Consider the following 18,215-nt stretch of genomic DNA (forward strand, 5'->3'; position numbering starts at 1 on the left):
AATTTCACCTAAAGCACAACCATAATATAGTAAACTGGTTACTTTATCATCTTCAATAAATCCGTCATTTGTGAAAAAAGACTATCACTATTGTTGGCTTTTAATACTAGGGAGATATAGTCTTTGTTATTCTTGTCCTTACTGTATAAAATAAGGCAGTTTCCTGCTTTGTTCGTGGTTCCTGTTTTTCCGCCAAGTACGGTAATACCCTCCGGAGCCTTTTCTTCTCCTTTTAAATAACGGTTCGTCGTCAGAAAATTCTTCGTTACCGGATCACCAGCAGCATCCTTATATGTTACAGTATATTCTGAATTATTAATAATAGAAAGAAATTTATCATATTGAACTAATTGATGAAATATCAGATATAAATCATAGGCAGTGGTATAATGATTATCATCATGCAGTCCATGGGGGTTTACAAAATTGGAATGTACTGCCCCTGCATCTTTTGCCGCCTGATTCATCATTTTAGCAAAACCACCGATCGTTCCTCCTATATGCTCTGCAATAGCAACACCGGCATCATTTCCTGAATAGATTAGAAAGGCAGAAAGAAGATCCTCTAACTTTATGGAATCTCCTTCTTTGAAACCACACAGCTTAGCACCGCTTTCTGTTATATGCGAAGCATTATAGCTGATTGTAACCATATCACTTAAGTCCGCCTTTTCAAAAACCACCAAAGTAGTTATCAATTTTGTCAGACTTGCCGGATACAGCCTTTCATATACATTATTGGCATAAATGACCTTATTATCCGTATCATTTACAATTAAAGAGGACTCTGCCGTTATTTCCGGATCAGACATGTGATTTAATTCATCCGGAATAACCGCAAGGTCAGATGCAAAAAAATCAGGTGCATTTTCACTGGTATCTGCCGACAGGTTCAACCCGTCCGTATTTGTATAGGGCAATGCCAGTTTGTCCTGATTTCTGCAGCCAGTCAGAAGTAAAACAGATAACAATAGGCAAAACAGCTTTCTCTTCATAGCTCTATCAGCTTTCATATCAGGATCTTAATATTTCGCGCCAATCAAGGTCACCGCGATCCAGCGCTTTTATCATAAGTTCTGCAGATGCTAAATTAGTTGCCAGTGGAATATTATGAGTATCACACAAACGTACTACTTTATCCACATCTGGTTCATGGCTTTTCGGACAAAGAGGATCTCTTAAGAAGATGACAAGATCCATTTGATTATGCTCAATCTGAGCTCCCATCTGCTGCTCTCCCCCAAGATGTCCTGCCAGATATTTATGAATATTCAGATTCGTTACCTCTTCGATTAACCTCCCGGTTGTTCCCGTTGCATATAGTTCATGTTTATTTAAAATGCCCCGATATGCTATACAAAAATTCTGCATTAATTTCTTTTTTGCATCATGTGCTATCATCCCGATATTCATATGGTATTACCCCCTTCTAAATTTTTTCTGTAGATTTATATTGATTATGATTCCGATGGCTATCATGCTGCTCATCATCGAACTAAGTCCATAACTGACAAAGGGCAGCGGAATACCGGTATTCGGTAATATTTTAGTCGCCACACCAATATTGACAAACATCTGAAACACAAACATAGCTGAAATACCAACAGCAATCAACCGTCCCAATCTGTCAGGAGCATGGCTTGCTATTATCAAGCACTTAAAAATAATTATTGATAACAATACTATTATAACACATCCGCCAATAAATCCAAGACTTTCACCTGCTACAGAAAAGATAAAATCACTCTCTGATATAGGAACATACGTATCACTTTGTATGGCATCCTTGCCTTCCGTAAAAAGCTTTCCGGTAAGCTTACCCGACCCAATCACTTCAACAGAATTCTGTTGCTGATAAAGAGTATCAGAGGATTGCTCGGATTCCGGATTCATAAAAGCTACAATTCTGCTCTGCTGATAATTTGTCAGAAAAAAGATATCATAATTATTCTGTATTCCCCATAAGGTGCCAATTACAATCGGGATTACAGTCAATACAATTGGCAGAATTATCTTTAAGCTTAACCCTCCTGCAAATACCATTATAGCAAAAATAAACAGAATAACAAGGCTCGTTGATAAATTTGTTTGGGTTAAAATAAGAAATGTAGGTATTCCTATTAATACTCCAAGAAGGATTAATACATAGAATTTTCCCATCCGCTCTTTGAATATCACTAATAGTTTTGCCATAAAAATGATAAGTATAATCTTTGTAAGCTCTGACGGCTGAAATTCAAACACTATCAGATTCAGCCACCTTCTTGAATTGTGATGCTCCACACCAAAAAGCTTTACCGCAACCAGAAGTACCAGGTTTATAAAGTATAGTACAATATAAAATTGGCTGATGAAGTGGTAGTCTATAATAGAAACCACCGCTACTATAAATAATCCTAACCCCAATCCCATTATCTGCTTAAGAAATAAGCCCGGTTGGGCTATTCTTACCAGATATACCCCTAATATACACAGGGCAAATACCAAGGTTAATAAGCTGAAATCATAATTTTTTATACTGTACTTTTTAAACGGAAACATACTCTTATCCTAACTTTTTCTTTATTTATTAGACTTCATATCCTTAATTGGAATATTTGCGAACAATGCGGGAACCGTACCATTATTACCCTCTGATTCCGTCTGTGTAATTTTGATATCAAGTCCCTCCAAATCAATCTCTACATACCGGGAAATAACAGCAATAATGTCATTCTTTATCTGTTCCATTAATTCTGGCGAACACCCTGCTCTGTCTGAGACAAGCACCAGCTTCAAGCGGTCTTTTGCAACACCACTCGAAGTTTTTTTCTTAAAAAAATCTGCCAATCCCATATCAATACTCCTCTCCCTAATTTTTCTTTAGTAAACTTGCCAGTCTGTTAAATAGTCCCTGCTTTCCATTTAATTCGAGGAATGGTACTTCCTCCCCCAGTATTCTGCGGCAGATGTTCATATATGCCTGCCCTGCTAAGGTATTTGTTCCAACTAACGGCTCGCCCTGATTTGTGGAAATGACAATATTTTCATCATCAGGAACAACACCGATTAACCCTATGGCGAGTATTTCAACAACATCATCACTGGACATCATATCCCCTCTTTTTACCATATCAGGTCTTAAGCGGTTTACAATCAGATGTGTCTGTTTCATCTCATTGGATTCCAATAAACCAATAATTCTATCGGCATCTCTTACGGCTGAAACCTCAGGGGTAGTAACTACTAATGCTCTGTCTGCACCTGCAATGGCATTCTTAAAGCCCTGCTCAATACCGGCAGGACAGTCCATTAATATGTAATCATATTCTTCCCTTAATTCATCGGCAAGCTTTCTCATCTGTTCCGGTGATACTGCTGTCTTATCCCTTGTCTGGGCAGAAGGTAAAAGATAAAGGTTAGGATATCTCTTATCCTTGATAAGCGCTTGCTTTACCCTGCAGTTTCCTTCAATAACATCTACCAGATTGTAAACGATTCTATTCTCCAGTCCCATTACCACATCCAGATTCCGAAGGCCTATATCGGTATCAATTAAAATAACTTTCTTATCCAGCTTTGCAAGACCTGTTCCGACATTTGCTGTTGTTGTTGTCTTTCCTACTCCACCCTTACCGGATGTTACTACGATTACTTCGCCCATTATGTTATCCTCCAAAAACTTATTATAAGTTTATATCATTTATAACCTCTTTACTCAAAGGTTCTATATAGATATTTCCATCTTCCAAGAAAGCAATCTTTGTTTCCCTGCCTGTGCTTTTATCAGGCTTGTCCGGTGATCTGGCTATGGTATCGGCAATCCGTATCTGAACAGGATTCATATCAAGGGCTACTACAAAAGAATTTGTATTGCCGGAGGCCCCGGCAAATACGCTTCCCTTTAGGGCACCAAGCACAATGATATTGCCCTTTGATACGATACGTGCCCCCGGATTAATGTCTCCTATGACGATAATACTGGTTTCTGATTCCAGTACCTGACCTGATCTTAGATTGCCTTTGTAGAATTGTCCGGTAGTATTGGATAACTCCATCAGTTTTTCATCCAGAGATTTCTTGAACTTTTCTTCCATCTTCGGGTCATCTTCTATGACACACACCACATGCAGCTTCGTTTCTTCTGCAATAATGTTCAAAATATCCCTCTGCTGTTCTGTCGTTAACTTCCTTCCTTCAAAGCTTAAGGCCATCTGAGCCTTATCAAAGAATTTTGCGGATTCACGAAACTTTTCAGCAATTTTTTCTCTTAGGCTTTCATATTCCATCTCATTGTCCAGAACGACAACAATACCGTATTTATTACCTTTTATAATGACCGGATTGTTCATAAACACCTCCTGATTACTCTATATACTATAATGGTTAGTCCGTGAAGGATACCGTTTGTGATTCCGGCATAATAGCTTTGCCTTCGGGTTTCTTGTATCCGTCCTCTTTGAAATAATAACCATACAGGTTTTTGCTAAGCTCTACCGCATTGCTGGATGCATAGCCATTGGGAATAACAACCACCATAGATATTTCCGGTTTTTCATAAGGAGCATAGGATACAAATAAAGCGTGGTTACCCCGTAAACGGCTTTCCTGGGCTGTACCGGTCTTTCCAGCAACTGTTACAGGGAAATCCTTGAAGATATAGGATACAGAACTTCTGCTTCCGTTTCCCACCTCATACATTCCCTGATGTACCAAATCCCAGTAAGTATTGCTTATGGAATCTATCTTTTTACTCTTTGCCTTATTGCTTACTACAACCTTTCCATCCTTGTCCACTACTTTATCCAATAAGGTCAGGTTATAAGAAGTGCCTCCGGTAGCTACCGTTGTAAGATATCTGGACAACTGGATCGGAGTATAGTTGTTGGTACCCTGACCAATGGCAGAACGTACCGCATCCATATCAGAGCTTTTAGGATCTGCTTCTTCTAACTCAATGCCAGATTTCTCATTTAATCCTAATAACTTCGCATATTTGCTAAGTCTTTCCAGACCTAATGCTGCTTTAGCGGAGTCATTTCCATTATTGCTTAGACGCCAGCCCATTTCATAAAAGAAATAGTTACAGGAAACCTCAAGTGCTGTCGTGATATCCACATTTCCATGACTCGATGAGGACCAGTCCTTTGGCGGATGATCGGTTACTTTGTTAAATACGGTTTTATCATAGACTGTTTCACCGGGAGAGAGTACTCCCTCTCCAAGGGCAGCTATGGATGTAACCATTTTAAAGGTTGAACCGGGAGCAGTCCTTTGCTTGGTTGGTCTGGAAATCGTCGGCTGTGAAAGATCTGAATTCACCTTTGTATAATAATTGTAATCAATTTTATTAGCAAAGTAATTGTTATCATAGCTGGGATAAGACACCATAGCTTTAACCTCACCCGTTTTTACATCTGTCACAACAACGGAAGCACTGCAAGGGTCCAGGGCAAGCTGGGCCGGCGTTATCTCAATATTACGAATCTTATCGGTAATAAACGTATAGGGTGATAAGGCACCGCTTTCTAATTTAGTAATATCTTCCTTATCGTATTTTATCACACCTTGGTCAAATAATAAAAGACAAATTTCTTTTCCCGACAATTGGTAAGAATAAACCAGCTCTTTATATACCATCTTTTGAAAAGAAGCATCATCCATCAGCGAATCCATCATGTATTTCAGCAGTTTAGTATACAGCTCATCCGTGCTGTAATAGGTATTTTCACCAGTCTTCTTGTTATCAAGAAATTTATCGACGTTTATCCAGTTCTTAGAAATTGCATATTGGAGGAACTTGCTTAGGCTTATCTTATCCTCTGTGTATTTTATATACATCTCATCCGTACTGTCAATGGGCTCCAAAAGAGAAACGGAATCGGTGATGTCTGACTGTTTTGACAAAAGAATTCCTTCACTTCTTAACTTGCTTTCTATATAGTTAAGATAATCTGCCGTTGAATCAGAGACAGTGGAACGGAGGGTATTAGAGTCAATTGAAAGCATGTTTTTTAATTCGCTTAAAACTGCATCCCTTTTATTGGTGTATTTCCCGTATACTGCTTTTTCAAGATTGGTAGCATCGTCTGCCTTAAAGGTAGTTACATCAATTACACTATTATTAATCAAGGCATAGTAAACATCGTAAATTGGAATCTTAATGTCTTTTGCTGATTCTCCCCTCGTCCCGGCATCCGCACTGTTATTAATTTTAGATAACAGTACTCCGGCAAGAGCACGCTCCACAATCTTATAATAGGCCTTTTGAAGGTCGCTGTCTATGGTTAAATAGACATCTTCACCCGCTACAGGCTCCGTCCTGCTTATTGTCGACATATATTTACCGACTGCATTGACAGATACGGTTTCTATGCCCTTTTTTCCCGCCAGATAAGATTCAAATACCTTTTCCACTCCCAGCTTTCCAAGCATATCAGAAGTGTTATAACTTGTGTCTGATCCCATGTTCTGAAGTTCTGCATCGCTGACAAGCCCTGTATAGCCGATAATATGTGCATTATAAATACTGTCATTATATACCCTGTAGGATTGCTGCTTAATCTCAACCCCCGGAAGAATGTCGCTGTTTTCATAAATAGCCGCAACTGTCTCAGGACTCACCTTCGAAGAGATGATAATCTGGTTATAAGGGGGATAATTGCTAAAGATGGCATAACGCAGGGACATGATTTTAAGTGATTCTTCCATGGAGTAGATGTCTGATATATTAAACATGGCAACGCTCTTATCACCGTGCCTTAAGAAATCAAACACTTCCTGGGCAGTAGCATTTTTTTGTTCTTCTGTCAGCTTATCAATAGAAGATTTCCCGTAGGCATTCATTTTAAAGCGCAATTCAGCCTTATCACTTATGGTAAATTGCGGTACGCCTTTTTTATCTAAAGTAATACCAAATTGGTTTTCAATGGTATTTCCATATTTCTCAAGAATCGTTATCAGATTAAAAAGCATCTTGTTCAACTCATCATTGGAAGCTATCTTTGAGATATTTTCCAGCACTACAGAATAGCTGATTTCATTGTATGCAAGAAGCTTGCCGTTTCTGTCGTAAATATTTCCTCTGGTGCTCTTTATCTCTCTTTCCCTTGTTTCTCTGACCTGCAAATTTTTCTCAAAATTCGCTCCCTGAATAATCTGCAGAGTATATATACGGCCGATCAGTATTGCAATCAACGATATAAATATCAGAGTAACCGGAAATAATCTGGAGGTAAATACCTGCTTTAGCTTTTCTAAAATAATATCCAGCAATTAGAATACCTCCTCTTCTTCTTTTTTCTCTGTCTTTTCGTTAATTATGTTTAACAGCTTATACAGGAATACGGATACAATAACTGTATAAATCAGTTCCGGCAGCCCCTTATGGACAAAATAAAATCCTATGTTCAATTTGCCGCGCAATAAGTACTCGAATACATAATAGAGAAAAAAGTAAACCAAATCACTAATTCCAACAAGTATTAACGGAATCGTCATGTTTTCCTTTACAAAAATCCTGTGGCAAAAACCGTTTAAATATCCAATAGTCATATAAACAAAGGCGTAAAGTCCTACCGTATACCCGTAACATAAATCTATCAGCAGCCCGCACAAAAAACCGGTCAGCAAGCCTTCTTTTCTTCCCTTTGTAAATCCGGCCGCAGCAGTTAAGATTAAAAGAAGATTCGGAACAACTCTGGCTAAGGAAAACCATTGGAATATGGTAGTTTGCAATAAAAAGCATAAGAATATTTCTACAATTACAATAATAATTCTTTTCACTTAAATTCTGGTTCACCTTACCTTTCCTGAAAATTACTTTTTTAATTGTTCTTTCAATTCAGTTATAATAAGTACCTCATCCAGCCTGCTAAAATCAACTGAAGGTATCAGATGAGCTGTTTTAGTTAAGTTATTGGGCTCTACAGTAATATCTGTGACATAACCAATTAATATTCCCTGCAGATATTTAGTACTGATAGAGGAGGTAACAACCTCGTATCCATCGGATATTTTAGCATCCTTTGCAATCAGGGAAACGTCTAAAACTCCTTTGCTGTAGGCTTCCATACTGCCGTTAACAACACAGGTGTCTGAGGTCTTGATGAACATTCCGCTGACATTGCTGGAATCATCAATGATGGAACGCACCTTCGAATAATTCTTATGCACCTCCGCCACAATTCCCACAAGGCCATTTCCGGCAATCACATTCATATCAACGGCAATTCCATCCTCCGATCCCTTGTCAATGGTAAAGGTATTATACCAGTTATTGGGATCTATGCTGATTACTCTTGCACCTACCTTGGGATAATCCGCATATTTCTGATCCAACTCGTAGAGGTCGCGGAAACGGTCCAATTCATATTTATCCTGAAGCAGTATCTTATTCTCATAGGAAACTTCCGATAGTTGTTTCTTTAACTTTTCATTTTCCTTTAAAAGTACATTAAGTTTAACAAATTTGTCTCCCTGGGCAGCTATTGTTTTACCCACTGTGTTAATTCCCTTCTGCATGGGCATTATAACGTCTCCCACCGCTCCCTTTACAGGTGACAAGACCCCACTGTAACGAAAGGATATAAACATCAGTATAAGACATACAACGATTCCCCCGATAAACAGATGCTTGGGGTTAATCGAAAAACCGGTTCTCCTTCTCATATAGGCCTCCTTCCTTTTCATTTATTTTCTGAAGGCAATTTTCAAACCTTTATTGCTGTCTCTTTTAATGGGCTTGCCAGGTCTTTTAAATGATGGTCCTCTATAATCCTTCCGATTCCGTTTACTACGGTATTGGCAGGATCGTTGCAGATATTTATTTTAAGACCGGTTTCTTTCCCAAAAAGGGTATCCAGTCCTTTTATAGCAGATGAACCTCCTGTGACATAGATACCGGAGTCTATAATATCGGAAGAAATTTCAGGCGGAGTTCTCTCAAGAATAATCCGGATGGCGTCTATAATAGCATAGATATATTCTATTATTGAGTCATATACAAAGGAAGAGTTGATATCTACTTCGGTAGGAAGTCCTGTTACTACATTTCTTCCATATGCCTTCATGCTTTTTTCTTCAGAAGGAGAAACTGTTGCCAGTTCTTTTTTGATATTTTCCGCTGTCTTATCTCCGATTACCAGATTGTAGCTTTTCTTCACAGTGGATTTAATGGATTCATCCAGACGGTTTCCTCCGATTGGAATAAGCTTACTGATAACAATACCGCCTAAGGACATGATAGAGACTTCCGTTGTATCGGCACCGATATCAACTACCATAACACCCTTTGCATTATTCACATCAAGACCAATACCAACTGCATCCGCAATAGGTTTTTCCACAATCTTAATAGATTTGGCCTTGGCGCGTGAGCTGGCTATCAGGTCATAAAAAGCTCTCCTTTCTACTTCTGTAATATCGGTTGGGGTGGCTATTATTATAGCGGAAGCTTTTAAGCTTCCCCTTTTATATAATCTGTTAAACATATAGTTTATTAATTCCAGCATATTGTTAATATCTGCAATAACACCATTTTTTACCGGGTAGCTGACAGTAATACTGGCCGGTGCTTTCCCATGCATTTCAAATGCCTCATTACCGGCGGCTATCACCTTTTTCTTACCTTCTACCGCAATAATATTCTTTTCATCTACCACAACGCCTTCATTCTTATGGTATATTTTAATGGTACTGGTTCCCAAATCTATTCCGTAAGTCTTTCCTGCCATTTTTTTATCTCATTGCATCTCCTCATCTTAACGTTTAAAATAGAGGTTCTGTCCTATCTTTTTTTTGCCGCTGCAATGTTTTCCTTTCTAAATATATCCCTGCTCTGCAAGGCTTATATACTTATTATCACCAATAATAATATGATCCATAAGCCGGATCCCTACTAAATTTCCAGCTTCTTTCATTCTTTGAGTGGTCTTGATATCTTCTCTGCTGGGGGTCGGATCTCCGCTGGGATGATTATGAAGCAGTATGATATTAACAGCTTCATATTTGAGAGCATTTAAAAAAATTTCCCGGGGTGAAAGCAGGGAACTGCTTACCGTACCGGTTGAAATAATCATATCTTTTAGTATTCTGCTCTTGGCATCCATCATGACCAGATAGACCATTTCCCTTTGAAGATGTCTCATTTCCTGCATATAGTTCTCTGCAACTGCTTCAGGAGTAGCGAGCGGCCGTTTCCCGCTGTTAGTGGCTTTCGCCATTCGTTTTGTCAGTTCTGTCACACACAAAAGCTGTATTGCCTTTACTCTGCCGATTCCCTTAATAGACTGAAAGTCTTTTAAGTTCATGTGGTTTAATCCGATAAGTCCCGGATAAGCCTTAGAAAAGGAAAGCACCCGGGCTGCCACATCTACCGCCCGTTCTCCTGCCGTACCGGTTCGCATAATTACAGCAAGAAGTTCGGCATCAGAGAGTACCCCCGGGCCTGATTTTTCGCATTTTTCATAAGGCCTTTCTGATAAAGGCATTTCCTTTAAGGTGTAATACTTTTCATTCATTTGTCCTCCTACCTTCTCTCTCCGGGAAAAAGCAGGATATTAAAGCTTTCGGTATATTAGTATTGCCAAAATAATTCCAATAATACCGCCAATGGTTATTTTAATGGATAAGCCAAAGCTTATTACCATAACACCCAAATTCAGTTTTACAACTCCATCCTGTCCAGTACTGCCAATCCCGAATTGCTGCCCGTAATTAAGCCAGGTCAGATAAGGAACATCTTTCGCCAGATACCCAAGAAAGCCTCCCAGGACTACCCCTGCTAACAGTACAACTAATAGGACACCTGTATTCTTCGCATTCATTCTGGACATTGGATTTGTACCCCCCACTATAAAAATTTCCCCTATATTCTAACATATATTCCTGGTTTTGTATACAGCAATAGAATAAAATAGGACATAAAGGCAGGGCACAGGGGGGTATGGAAGTGTATGACATTTTACAAAGATATAAGTCCTTCTTCGTACATCTTCTGTACAGACATCAGGATGCCAAATTTTGCATGATACCAGGTTAAGCCGCCTTGAAAGTATACATTATAAGGAGGTTTTATGGGAGCATCAGCGCTAAGTTCAATACTTGCTCCCTGGATGAAAGCTCCCGCTGCCATGATAACATCGCAGGTGTAACCTGGCATTGCCCAGGGTTCCGGAATGACATAGCTGTCTACCGGTGCGGCTGCTTGAATACCGCGGCAGAATGCGATGACACCTTCTTTTGTGCCAAGGGTTACTGCCTGAATGATATCATGCCTTGATTCGGTTCCGTTTGGAACTACAGTAAAGCCAAGCCTTTCATAAACGTTGGCAGCAAAGATTGCTCCCTTTAATGCTCCTGATACTACCTGGGGTGCCAGGAACAATCCCTGAAATAGCTGGCTGTTTACTCCCAGCGTAGCACCTACTTCTTTGCCAAGTCCGGGAGCAGTAAGCCTGAAAGCCGCATTGTCAACGTACTCCGCCTTACCGGCTATATAGCCTCCGATAGGAGCAAGACCGCCCCCAGGATTTTTTATAAGAGAGCCTACTGCCAAATCAGCTCCTACATCGGTAGGCTCGACTGTTTCTACAAATTCACCATAACAGTTATCTACCATGCAAATAACTTCCGGCTTGATGGCTTTCACGAAGGCTATCAGTTCACCGATTCGTCCTACCGACAGGGTAGGTCTTGTGGCATAGCCTTTGGAGCGCTGGATTGTAACTAACCTGGTTCTCTCATTGATGGCATTTCTTATACCTTCATAGTCAAACTCTCCGTCATCCAGTAAATCTACCTGGGAATATGTGATCCCATATTCCCGTAAGGAACCGGTTAGCTTATTCTTCTTCCCTGCCGTTTCTCCGATTCCGATTACACCTTCTAAAGTATCATAGGGTTTTCCTACAGGGGAAAGTATCTCATCCCCAGGTCTTAAATTGCCGGACAGTGCCGTACTTAGCGCATGGGTCCCGCTGATAAGCTGCGGCCTTACCAGGGCAGCTTCCGTGTGAAATACCGATGCATAAACCTGTTCTATCGTATCCCTGCCAAGGTCGTTGTAGCCATAGCCCGTGGTAGCTGCAAAATGAATATCGCTGACACGGTTATCCTGAAATGCTTTTATGACCTTAAGCTGGTTATATTCTGCGATTTTATCGATTTCTTCGAATCGTTTTTTTAATTCACTCTCAATCTTTCTTCCAAGTTCCAGTATTTCTGTATTGATGGAAAGATCTTTATATATTTGTTCTAATTGCTGTTTCACGGCTTTGCCCTTTACCTTTCAGATACTAATAACCCATGCATATCGCAGGCCCGCCTGCGATACTGCTCAAATAGAAATTTGAAAAATGCAATGCATTTTTCAAACTAACTGCCACGCCTTTTTCAGTACACCTCAAGTTTGTACCGAGGATTTCGCAGGTACAAACTTGTGTGAAAATTATTTTTAATTTTCACACTATGCCCTTTTCTTTCATGGGAATAAGAAGGGCATCAAGGATATCCTCTTCTTTTTTATAATCATCTTTTGAAATCCATATTACTTCTTTTTCTCTTTTAAACCAGGTTATCTGCCGTTTGGCAAAGTGTCTGGTTTCCTTCTTGATATCATAAACAGCTTGCTCTAAGGGATATTCTCCATTAAGATATCCTATAATTTCTTTATATCCTAACCCCTGCATGGACACCATATTAGCAGTTAAGCCTCTCTCTAACAGCCCCTTTACCTCTTCTGTAAGCCCTTCCGCCATCATGACATCCACCCTTTGGTCAATCCGGTCATAAAGGAGTTTTCTGTCTGAATTCAGTACAAAGTAGCAGAAGTTATAGGGAGACTCCTTCTGCCTCTGCTCTTCGTTATGGGCAGATATCTGTTCTCCTGTCTGGGTATGGTACTCCAAGGCCCTGATTACCCGCTTGACATTGTTTGGATGAATGGATTCTGCCGCCACTGGATCTACTTTTCTTAATCTGTCATGAAGATATTCTGCTCCCTTTTCCTTTGCAAGAGCAAGCAAGCTGTCTCGAAAGGCATTATTATCTTCTGCTTCCTTAAAATCAATCCCATAAAGCACAGCCTGTATATAGAAACCGGTTCCGCCTACCAGAATGGGAATCTTGCCTTTTGCATAGATCTCTTCCATGTATTTATGGGTATATTCCTGGAACCTTACTACGTTAAAATCTTCTTCCGGTTCCAGTTCGTCTATGAGATAATGCTTTACTCCCTGCATCTCTTCCGGTTTAATTTTGGCGGTTCCGATATCCATATGCCGGTACACCTGCATGGAATCGGCACTGATGATTTCTCCGCCGATTCTTTTGGCAAGTCCTACGGAAAGGGCAGTTTTTCCCACGGCAGTAGGGCCGGTCAGTATTATTAAAGGTTTTTTCATGTCCGCATCATTCCATTCTCTTTTATAAACTTGCATAAATGTGAAAGTTGCTTTTTAATTTTCACATCAGACAATACGCTTAAATTTTCTCTCCACCTCATATTTACTCATAGAGATGATGACCGGTCTTCCATGAGGACAGTTATAGGGATTCTCAAGGGACAATAACTGCTCAATTAATGCACGGGCTTCCTCTACGGACAGCTTGTGGCTGCCTTTTACAGCGGCTTTACAGGACATGGAAGCTATTTTGTCCAGAATAATTTCGGGTGTGTTATTATAGCCTTCCTCTGTAAGCCCGTCAATGATTTCTATTAAAACATCATACTGGACCAGATTATACAAATCTCCTGGAACGGCACGAACGGCATATTCTTTTCCGCCGAACTCTTCAAATTCAAAACCAGCCTGGGTTAGAAAGTCAAGATTCTTTATCAATGCTTCCTTTTCCCTAAGATTTAACGAAAGAATAATAGGCGGCATAAGCTGCTGGGAGAAATGTTCCTTTTCCCTTAGTTTCTTTACGATACGCTCGTAAAGCACCTTTTCGTGGGCAGCATGCTGGTCAATTAGAAACATCTTGTCGCCATATTCTATAATCCAATAGGTATTAAATAACTGCCCTATAATTTTATGTTCGGTTACTGCTTCTCTTGAAAGGAAGGCCATCTGCTCGTACACAGAATCTGTTTCACCGGCCGATACATTACCGGCTTCCGGTACTACGTTCTGCACCGGCTGCCCGACTGTATCCGGCAGCTCTGCCTGGACCTGTTCCTCTGCACTTCTTCTGTCCAGTACATTTCTTGCAGCTTCATAAACATCCTTCCGGTAGGTCGATTCCTCTAAAAGAGTATGGTCCCTATCCATATTTTCCTTTACAAAAGAAGGAGCGGAATCCACATAGGATTTAAGACGCCCTATTTCCGTTTCCTTAATAGCTTCCTTTATCAAGCCAAACCCTTCTTCCTGCCTTCTCTTAGTCTCAAAGGGTTCGGGAAGCTTCTGGCTTATCTTCTGCTTCTCCTCTTCTTTTGTCAGATATATCTCTGTTATTAAATCCCTGCCTTCCAGGGTATTCTTTAAACTTTTATAAAGAAAGCTATAAAGCTCCTCTCCATTCTTAAAACGTACCTCAAGCTTGGCAGGATGTACATTTACGTCAATAAGCTCGGAATCAATGGTTAGCATCAGGGCAGTGAAGGGGTAGCGGTGAAGCATAATATAGGGCTTAAAAGCTTCCTCTATGGCCTTATAAATAATAGGATTTCTTACAAAACGTCCGTTTATAAAATAATTTTCATAGTTTCTGTTGCCTCTGGATATGGCAGGCTTTGCAATGAAACCGGACAGGGAAAAGCTATCCCCCTCTGCCTTTACCGAAACCAGATGGGAGGTAATATCTCTGCCGTATATATGGTAAATAACATCTTTCTGGTTATTATTTCCTGATGTATGGAGCTTATTCTGACCGTTCATAATAAATTTAAACGAGATTTCGGAATGGGATATTGCAATCCGTTCCATAAAATCCTGGATATAACCCGCTTCTGTCTGAGCGGATTTTAAGAACTTTCTTCTGGCCGGTGTGTTAAAAAAAAGATTCTTTATAATAAAGGTGGTGCCGGAAGGACAGCCTATGTGTTCCATCCCCTTTTCTACCCCGCCGTCAATTAAGTAACGGATTCCCGTAAAGCTCTCCGCTGTCTTGGTTACAAGCTCAATCTGGGAAACTGCCGCAATACTGGAGAGAGCCTCGCCGCGAAAGCCAAGGCTTTTTATGCGAAGCAGGTCATCTGCAGTTCTTATCTTACTGGTGGAATGGCGCAGAAATACATAAGGCATATCACTTTCTTCTATTCCCGAACCGTTATCGGTAATGCGGATAAAGCTTATTCCGCCCTCTTTTATTTCCACTGTAATAACCGTTGCTCCGGCATCAATGGAATTCTCAACCAATTCCTTTACAACCGCAGAAGGCCGTTCAATAACTTCTCCTGCTGCTATCTGGTTTATGGTAGCGTCGTCCAATACAGTTATATTTGGCACTTTATATTCACCATCCTTTCTGGCTAAGAAGTTATTTTAATTCTTTACCTTTTGCTGCAACTGGTACAAGTAATTCATGGCATCCATAGGCGTCATGGCATTTAAGTTAAGCTCTTTAATTTCTTCTATGTAAGGGGGCACAGCAAACTGATAGTCAAAAAGGGAAAGCTGATTCTCTATATCCTTACTCTTTCTTGCACTCTTTTCTTTCGCCGCCGCAACCTCTGCAGCATAGGACTCCTCTGCTGTCTCTTCTTGGGCAGTAACAGCTTTCATGGATTTTGCCTTGTCTGCAATGTCATTGAGGCTTAATTCCTCTACGATATCCCTTGCACGCTTAAGCACACTGTCCGGAACCCCTGCCAATTTAGCCACCTGTATTCCATAGCTCTTATCAGCTCCGCCGGAAATTATCTTACGTAAGAATATAATATCTTCGCCTTGTTCCTTGACAGCAATGCAGTAGTTATTGACACTGTCTATTTTTCCCTCCAGCTCTGTCAGTTCATGATAATGGGTGGCAAATAAGGTCTTTGCCCCTAACAGCTTTGGATTGGCAATATGCTCTACCACCGCCCAGGCAATGCCCAGTCCGTCAAAGGTGCTGGTTCCTCTTCCGATTTCATCTAAAATCAGAAGGCTGTTCTTTGTAGCATTGCGGAGAATATTGGCTACCTCTGTCATTTCCACCATAAAGGTACTCTGCCCGGAAGCCAAATCGTCGGAAGCCCCGACTCTGGTAAAAATCCTGTCTACAATTCCGATGTTGCCGGAAGCTGCCGGTATATAGCAGCCTATCTGTGCCATAAGAACAATTAAGGCCGTCTGTCTCATATAGGTGGATTTACCTGCCATATTGGGACCTGTGATGATTGAGATACGCTTTTCTTTACTATTTAAATACGTATCATTGGCAACAAACATATCTCCGGTAATCATCTGCTCCACTACCGGATGTCTGCCGTCCTTGATATCAATAATTCCTTCTTCATTGATAACCGGCCTTATAAAGCGGTTCTTTTCCGAAACATAGGCCAGAGAGGTAAATACATCAATTTTGGCAATTGCCTTGGCTGTACGCTGTATGCGCTGTACTTCCTTTGCAATGCTATCCCTGATATCGCAGAAAAGCTCATATTCCAGTGAAAAGAGCTTGTCCTCGGCTCCTAGAATAACATCCTCCAATTCCTTTAGCTCGGGAGTTGTATAACGTTCTGCATTGGCAAGCGTCTGCTTTCTGATCCAGTTATCCGGAACCAGATTCTGATAGGAATTGGTTACCTCAAGGTAATACCCAAAAACACGGTTAAACTTAATCTTTAAATTCTTGATACCGGTCTTGTCCCTCTCCTTGGTTTCTAAGTCCGCCAGCCAGTTCTTTCCTTCTGTTTTCGCTTTGCGGAGCCTGTCTACCTCGGCATGATAGCCATCCTTTATGATGCCGCCTTCCCTTACCGTTATGGGAGGCTCTTCTTCGACTCCTTCTTCAATGAGACTATAAAGATCTCTTAAGGGATCAAGCTCTTCTTCGATTTCCCTTAAAAGGCTGCAGGAAGAATTCTCAAGGAGCAGCTTAATGGAGGGAACCATGGCAAGGGAATTCTTAAAGGCAATTAAATCCCTGGGGCCGGCGCTTTTATAGCTGATACGGCTGATAAGCCTTTCCAAGTCATACACAGCGTTTAAGTATTCCCTGATTTCTTCTCTGGTAATGGCAGAACTGTTTAATTCCTCCACGGAATCCAACCTGTCCGTAATATCCTGCTTCTCGATAAGGGGCTGCTCAATATAGCTTCTTAAAAGTCTTGCACCCATGGCTGTCTTTGTCTTATCCAGTACCCAGAGAAGGGACCCTCTCTTTTGCTTCTCCCTTAAGGTTTCCACAAGCTCCAAATTTCTTCTGGTGGAGCTGTCAAGAACCATATACCTGCTGGTAGAATAGGGAATTATCTTTGTCAAATGGGAAAGGGAATTCTTCTGGGTTTCATATAAATAAAGCATTACCGCACCGGCAGCTACTACACCAATGGAATAATCCTTAAGACCAAGTCCGCTTAAAGAGGCAACCTGAAAATGCTCCATAAGGGCTTTACTGCAATCCTCTTCTTCAAAATACCAGGGCTCTAAATCTGACAGGGAAATATTTAAGCGGTTCCGTAAATCGGAGATATCCACACCGCTTACCATAAAGGTACTGTTGCAGATAATCTCCGAAGGGGTATATTTATTGATTTCATCAATTAATTTTCTTTCCGTATCTACTTCCGTTACAAAAAAATCACCGGTAGTGATATCTACCGTAGCGATTCCATATGCATTTATTGTATGTACAATGCCCATCAGGAAGTTGTTTTTCCCTTCCTCCAATGCCTGGGCATTTAAGTTCGTGCCGGGTGTAACAATCCTGATTACTTCTCTTTTTACAATACCTTTGGCAGCCTTGGGGTCTTCCACCTGTTCACAGATTGCCACCCTGTAGCCCTTTGCAATTAAACGGCCCAGGTAATTTTCAACCGCATGATAGGGTATTCCGCACATGGGAGCACGTTCTTCCTGCCCCACATTCTTTCCTGTCAGGGTTATTTCCAGTTCCCTGGCACAGGTGACTGCATCTTCAAAAAACATCTCGTAAAAATCGCCTAAGCGGTAAAAAAGGATGCAATCCTTGTATTGTTCCTTTATTTCAACATATTGCTGCATCAAGGGTGTTAATTCAGCCATATCCTTTGTTCCTTCCTGTTAATACATAAGTATCTGTTCTTAATGCTTCAGTTCATCCTGGTG

General features: G+C 40.6%; 16 protein-coding genes. All 16 read right to left on the bottom strand.

Annotated elements, in window-relative coordinates:
• Positions 1-38: 38 nt before the first annotated feature.
• Entirely contained in the window at positions 39-1,013 is a 975-nt protein-coding gene (locus tag BUF11_RS05480) for a D-alanyl-D-alanine carboxypeptidase family protein (RefSeq protein WP_073587719.1), read from the bottom strand.
• Between the two features lies 1 nt (position 1,014).
• On the bottom strand, positions 1,015-1,413 hold the full coding sequence (locus BUF11_RS05485; protein ID WP_073587720.1) for a methylglyoxal synthase: 399 nt from the start codon (positions 1,411-1,413) through the stop codon (positions 1,015-1,017).
• A gap of 6 nt (positions 1,414-1,419) precedes the next feature.
• Positions 1,420-2,541: an FtsW/RodA/SpoVE family cell cycle protein gene (locus tag BUF11_RS05490; protein WP_073587721.1), complete on the bottom strand. Its 1,122-nt coding sequence runs from the start codon at positions 2,539-2,541 to the stop codon at positions 1,420-1,422.
• Positions 2,542-2,562: 21 nt separating this feature from the next.
• Entirely contained in the window at positions 2,563-2,835 is a 273-nt protein-coding gene (minE, locus tag BUF11_RS05495; RefSeq protein WP_073587722.1) for a cell division topological specificity factor MinE, read from the bottom strand.
• A 16-nt stretch (positions 2,836-2,851) separates the two neighbouring features.
• On the bottom strand, positions 2,852-3,643 hold the full coding sequence (minD, locus tag BUF11_RS05500) for a septum site-determining protein MinD (RefSeq protein WP_073587723.1): 792 nt from the start codon (positions 3,641-3,643) through the stop codon (positions 2,852-2,854).
• A 22-nt stretch (positions 3,644-3,665) separates the two neighbouring features.
• Positions 3,666-4,331 carry a septum site-determining protein MinC gene (gene minC / locus BUF11_RS05505; RefSeq protein WP_073587724.1) on the bottom strand — a complete coding sequence of 222 codons (666 nt, stop codon included), beginning with the start codon at positions 4,329-4,331 and terminating at the stop codon, positions 3,666-3,668.
• Between the two features lie 34 nt (positions 4,332-4,365).
• Positions 4,366-7,254, bottom strand: coding sequence for a penicillin-binding transpeptidase domain-containing protein (locus BUF11_RS05510; protein ID WP_073587725.1), 2,889 nt, complete (start codon positions 7,252-7,254; stop codon positions 4,366-4,368).
• Positions 7,255-7,764 carry a rod shape-determining protein MreD gene (mreD, locus tag BUF11_RS05515; protein WP_073587726.1) on the bottom strand — a complete coding sequence of 170 codons (510 nt, stop codon included), beginning with the start codon at positions 7,762-7,764 and terminating at the stop codon, positions 7,255-7,257.
• Between the two features lie 33 nt (positions 7,765-7,797).
• Entirely contained in the window at positions 7,798-8,649 is an 852-nt protein-coding gene (gene mreC, locus BUF11_RS05520; RefSeq protein ID WP_073587727.1) for a rod shape-determining protein MreC, read from the bottom strand.
• A 41-nt stretch (positions 8,650-8,690) separates the two neighbouring features.
• Positions 8,691-9,713 carry a rod shape-determining protein gene (gene mreB, locus BUF11_RS05525; RefSeq protein ID WP_073587728.1) on the bottom strand — a complete coding sequence of 341 codons (1,023 nt, stop codon included), beginning with the start codon at positions 9,711-9,713 and terminating at the stop codon, positions 8,691-8,693.
• 87 nt (positions 9,714-9,800) lie between these two features.
• Positions 9,801-10,499 carry a RadC family protein gene (gene radC, locus BUF11_RS05530; RefSeq protein WP_073587729.1) on the bottom strand — a complete coding sequence of 233 codons (699 nt, stop codon included), beginning with the start codon at positions 10,497-10,499 and terminating at the stop codon, positions 9,801-9,803.
• 39 nt (positions 10,500-10,538) lie between these two features.
• Positions 10,539-10,814 carry a DUF4321 domain-containing protein gene (locus BUF11_RS05535; RefSeq protein WP_073587730.1) on the bottom strand — a complete coding sequence of 92 codons (276 nt, stop codon included), beginning with the start codon at positions 10,812-10,814 and terminating at the stop codon, positions 10,539-10,541.
• A gap of 128 nt (positions 10,815-10,942) precedes the next feature.
• Positions 10,943-12,250 carry a methionine gamma-lyase family protein gene (locus BUF11_RS05540; protein WP_073587731.1) on the bottom strand — a complete coding sequence of 436 codons (1,308 nt, stop codon included), beginning with the start codon at positions 12,248-12,250 and terminating at the stop codon, positions 10,943-10,945.
• Positions 12,251-12,440: 190 nt separating this feature from the next.
• Entirely contained in the window at positions 12,441-13,382 is a 942-nt protein-coding gene (gene miaA, locus BUF11_RS05545) for a tRNA (adenosine(37)-N6)-dimethylallyltransferase MiaA (RefSeq protein ID WP_084558505.1), read from the bottom strand.
• Positions 13,383-13,448: 66 nt separating this feature from the next.
• Positions 13,449-15,431: a DNA mismatch repair endonuclease MutL gene (mutL, locus tag BUF11_RS05550; RefSeq protein WP_073587733.1), complete on the bottom strand. Its 1,983-nt coding sequence runs from the start codon at positions 15,429-15,431 to the stop codon at positions 13,449-13,451.
• Between the two features lie 36 nt (positions 15,432-15,467).
• Positions 15,468-18,152, bottom strand: coding sequence for a DNA mismatch repair protein MutS (mutS, locus tag BUF11_RS05555; RefSeq protein WP_073587734.1), 2,685 nt, complete (start codon positions 18,150-18,152; stop codon positions 15,468-15,470).
• Positions 18,153-18,215 lie beyond the last annotated feature (63 nt).

Origin of the sequence: Anaerocolumna xylanovorans DSM 12503 (assembly GCF_900143645.1) — a bacterium.
Classification (GTDB): domain Bacteria; phylum Bacillota; class Clostridia; order Lachnospirales; family Lachnospiraceae; genus Anaerocolumna; species Anaerocolumna xylanovorans.

Coding starts and splice junctions, on each gene's coding strand:
- minE (WP_073587722.1), bottom strand. CDS start 2,835: ATGGGATTGGCAGATTTTTTTAAGAAAAAAACTTCGAGTGGTGTTGCA.
- mutS (WP_073587734.1), bottom strand. CDS start 18,152: ATGGCTGAATTAACACCCTTGATGCAGCAATATGTTGAAATAAAGGAA.
- mreC (WP_073587727.1), bottom strand. CDS start 8,649: ATGAGAAGGAGAACCGGTTTTTCGATTAACCCCAAGCATCTGTTTATC.
- BUF11_RS05485 (WP_073587720.1), bottom strand. CDS start 1,413: ATGAATATCGGGATGATAGCACATGATGCAAAAAAGAAATTAATGCAG.
- BUF11_RS05480 (WP_073587719.1), bottom strand. CDS start 1,013: ATGAAAGCTGATAGAGCTATGAAGAGAAAGCTGTTTTGCCTATTGTTA.
- radC (WP_073587729.1), bottom strand. CDS start 10,499: ATGAATGAAAAGTATTACACCTTAAAGGAAATGCCTTTATCAGAAAGG.
- BUF11_RS05490 (WP_073587721.1), bottom strand. CDS start 2,541: ATGTTTCCGTTTAAAAAGTACAGTATAAAAAATTATGATTTCAGCTTA.
- minD (WP_073587723.1), bottom strand. CDS start 3,643: ATGGGCGAAGTAATCGTAGTAACATCCGGTAAGGGTGGAGTAGGAAAG.
- mreB (WP_073587728.1), bottom strand. CDS start 9,713: ATGGCAGGAAAGACTTACGGAATAGATTTGGGAACCAGTACCATTAAA.
- minC (WP_073587724.1), bottom strand. CDS start 4,331: ATGAACAATCCGGTCATTATAAAAGGTAATAAATACGGTATTGTTGTC.
- BUF11_RS05535 (WP_073587730.1), bottom strand. CDS start 10,814: ATGTCCAGAATGAATGCGAAGAATACAGGTGTCCTATTAGTTGTACTG.
- miaA (WP_084558505.1), bottom strand. CDS start 13,382: ATGAAAAAACCTTTAATAATACTGACCGGCCCTACTGCCGTGGGAAAA.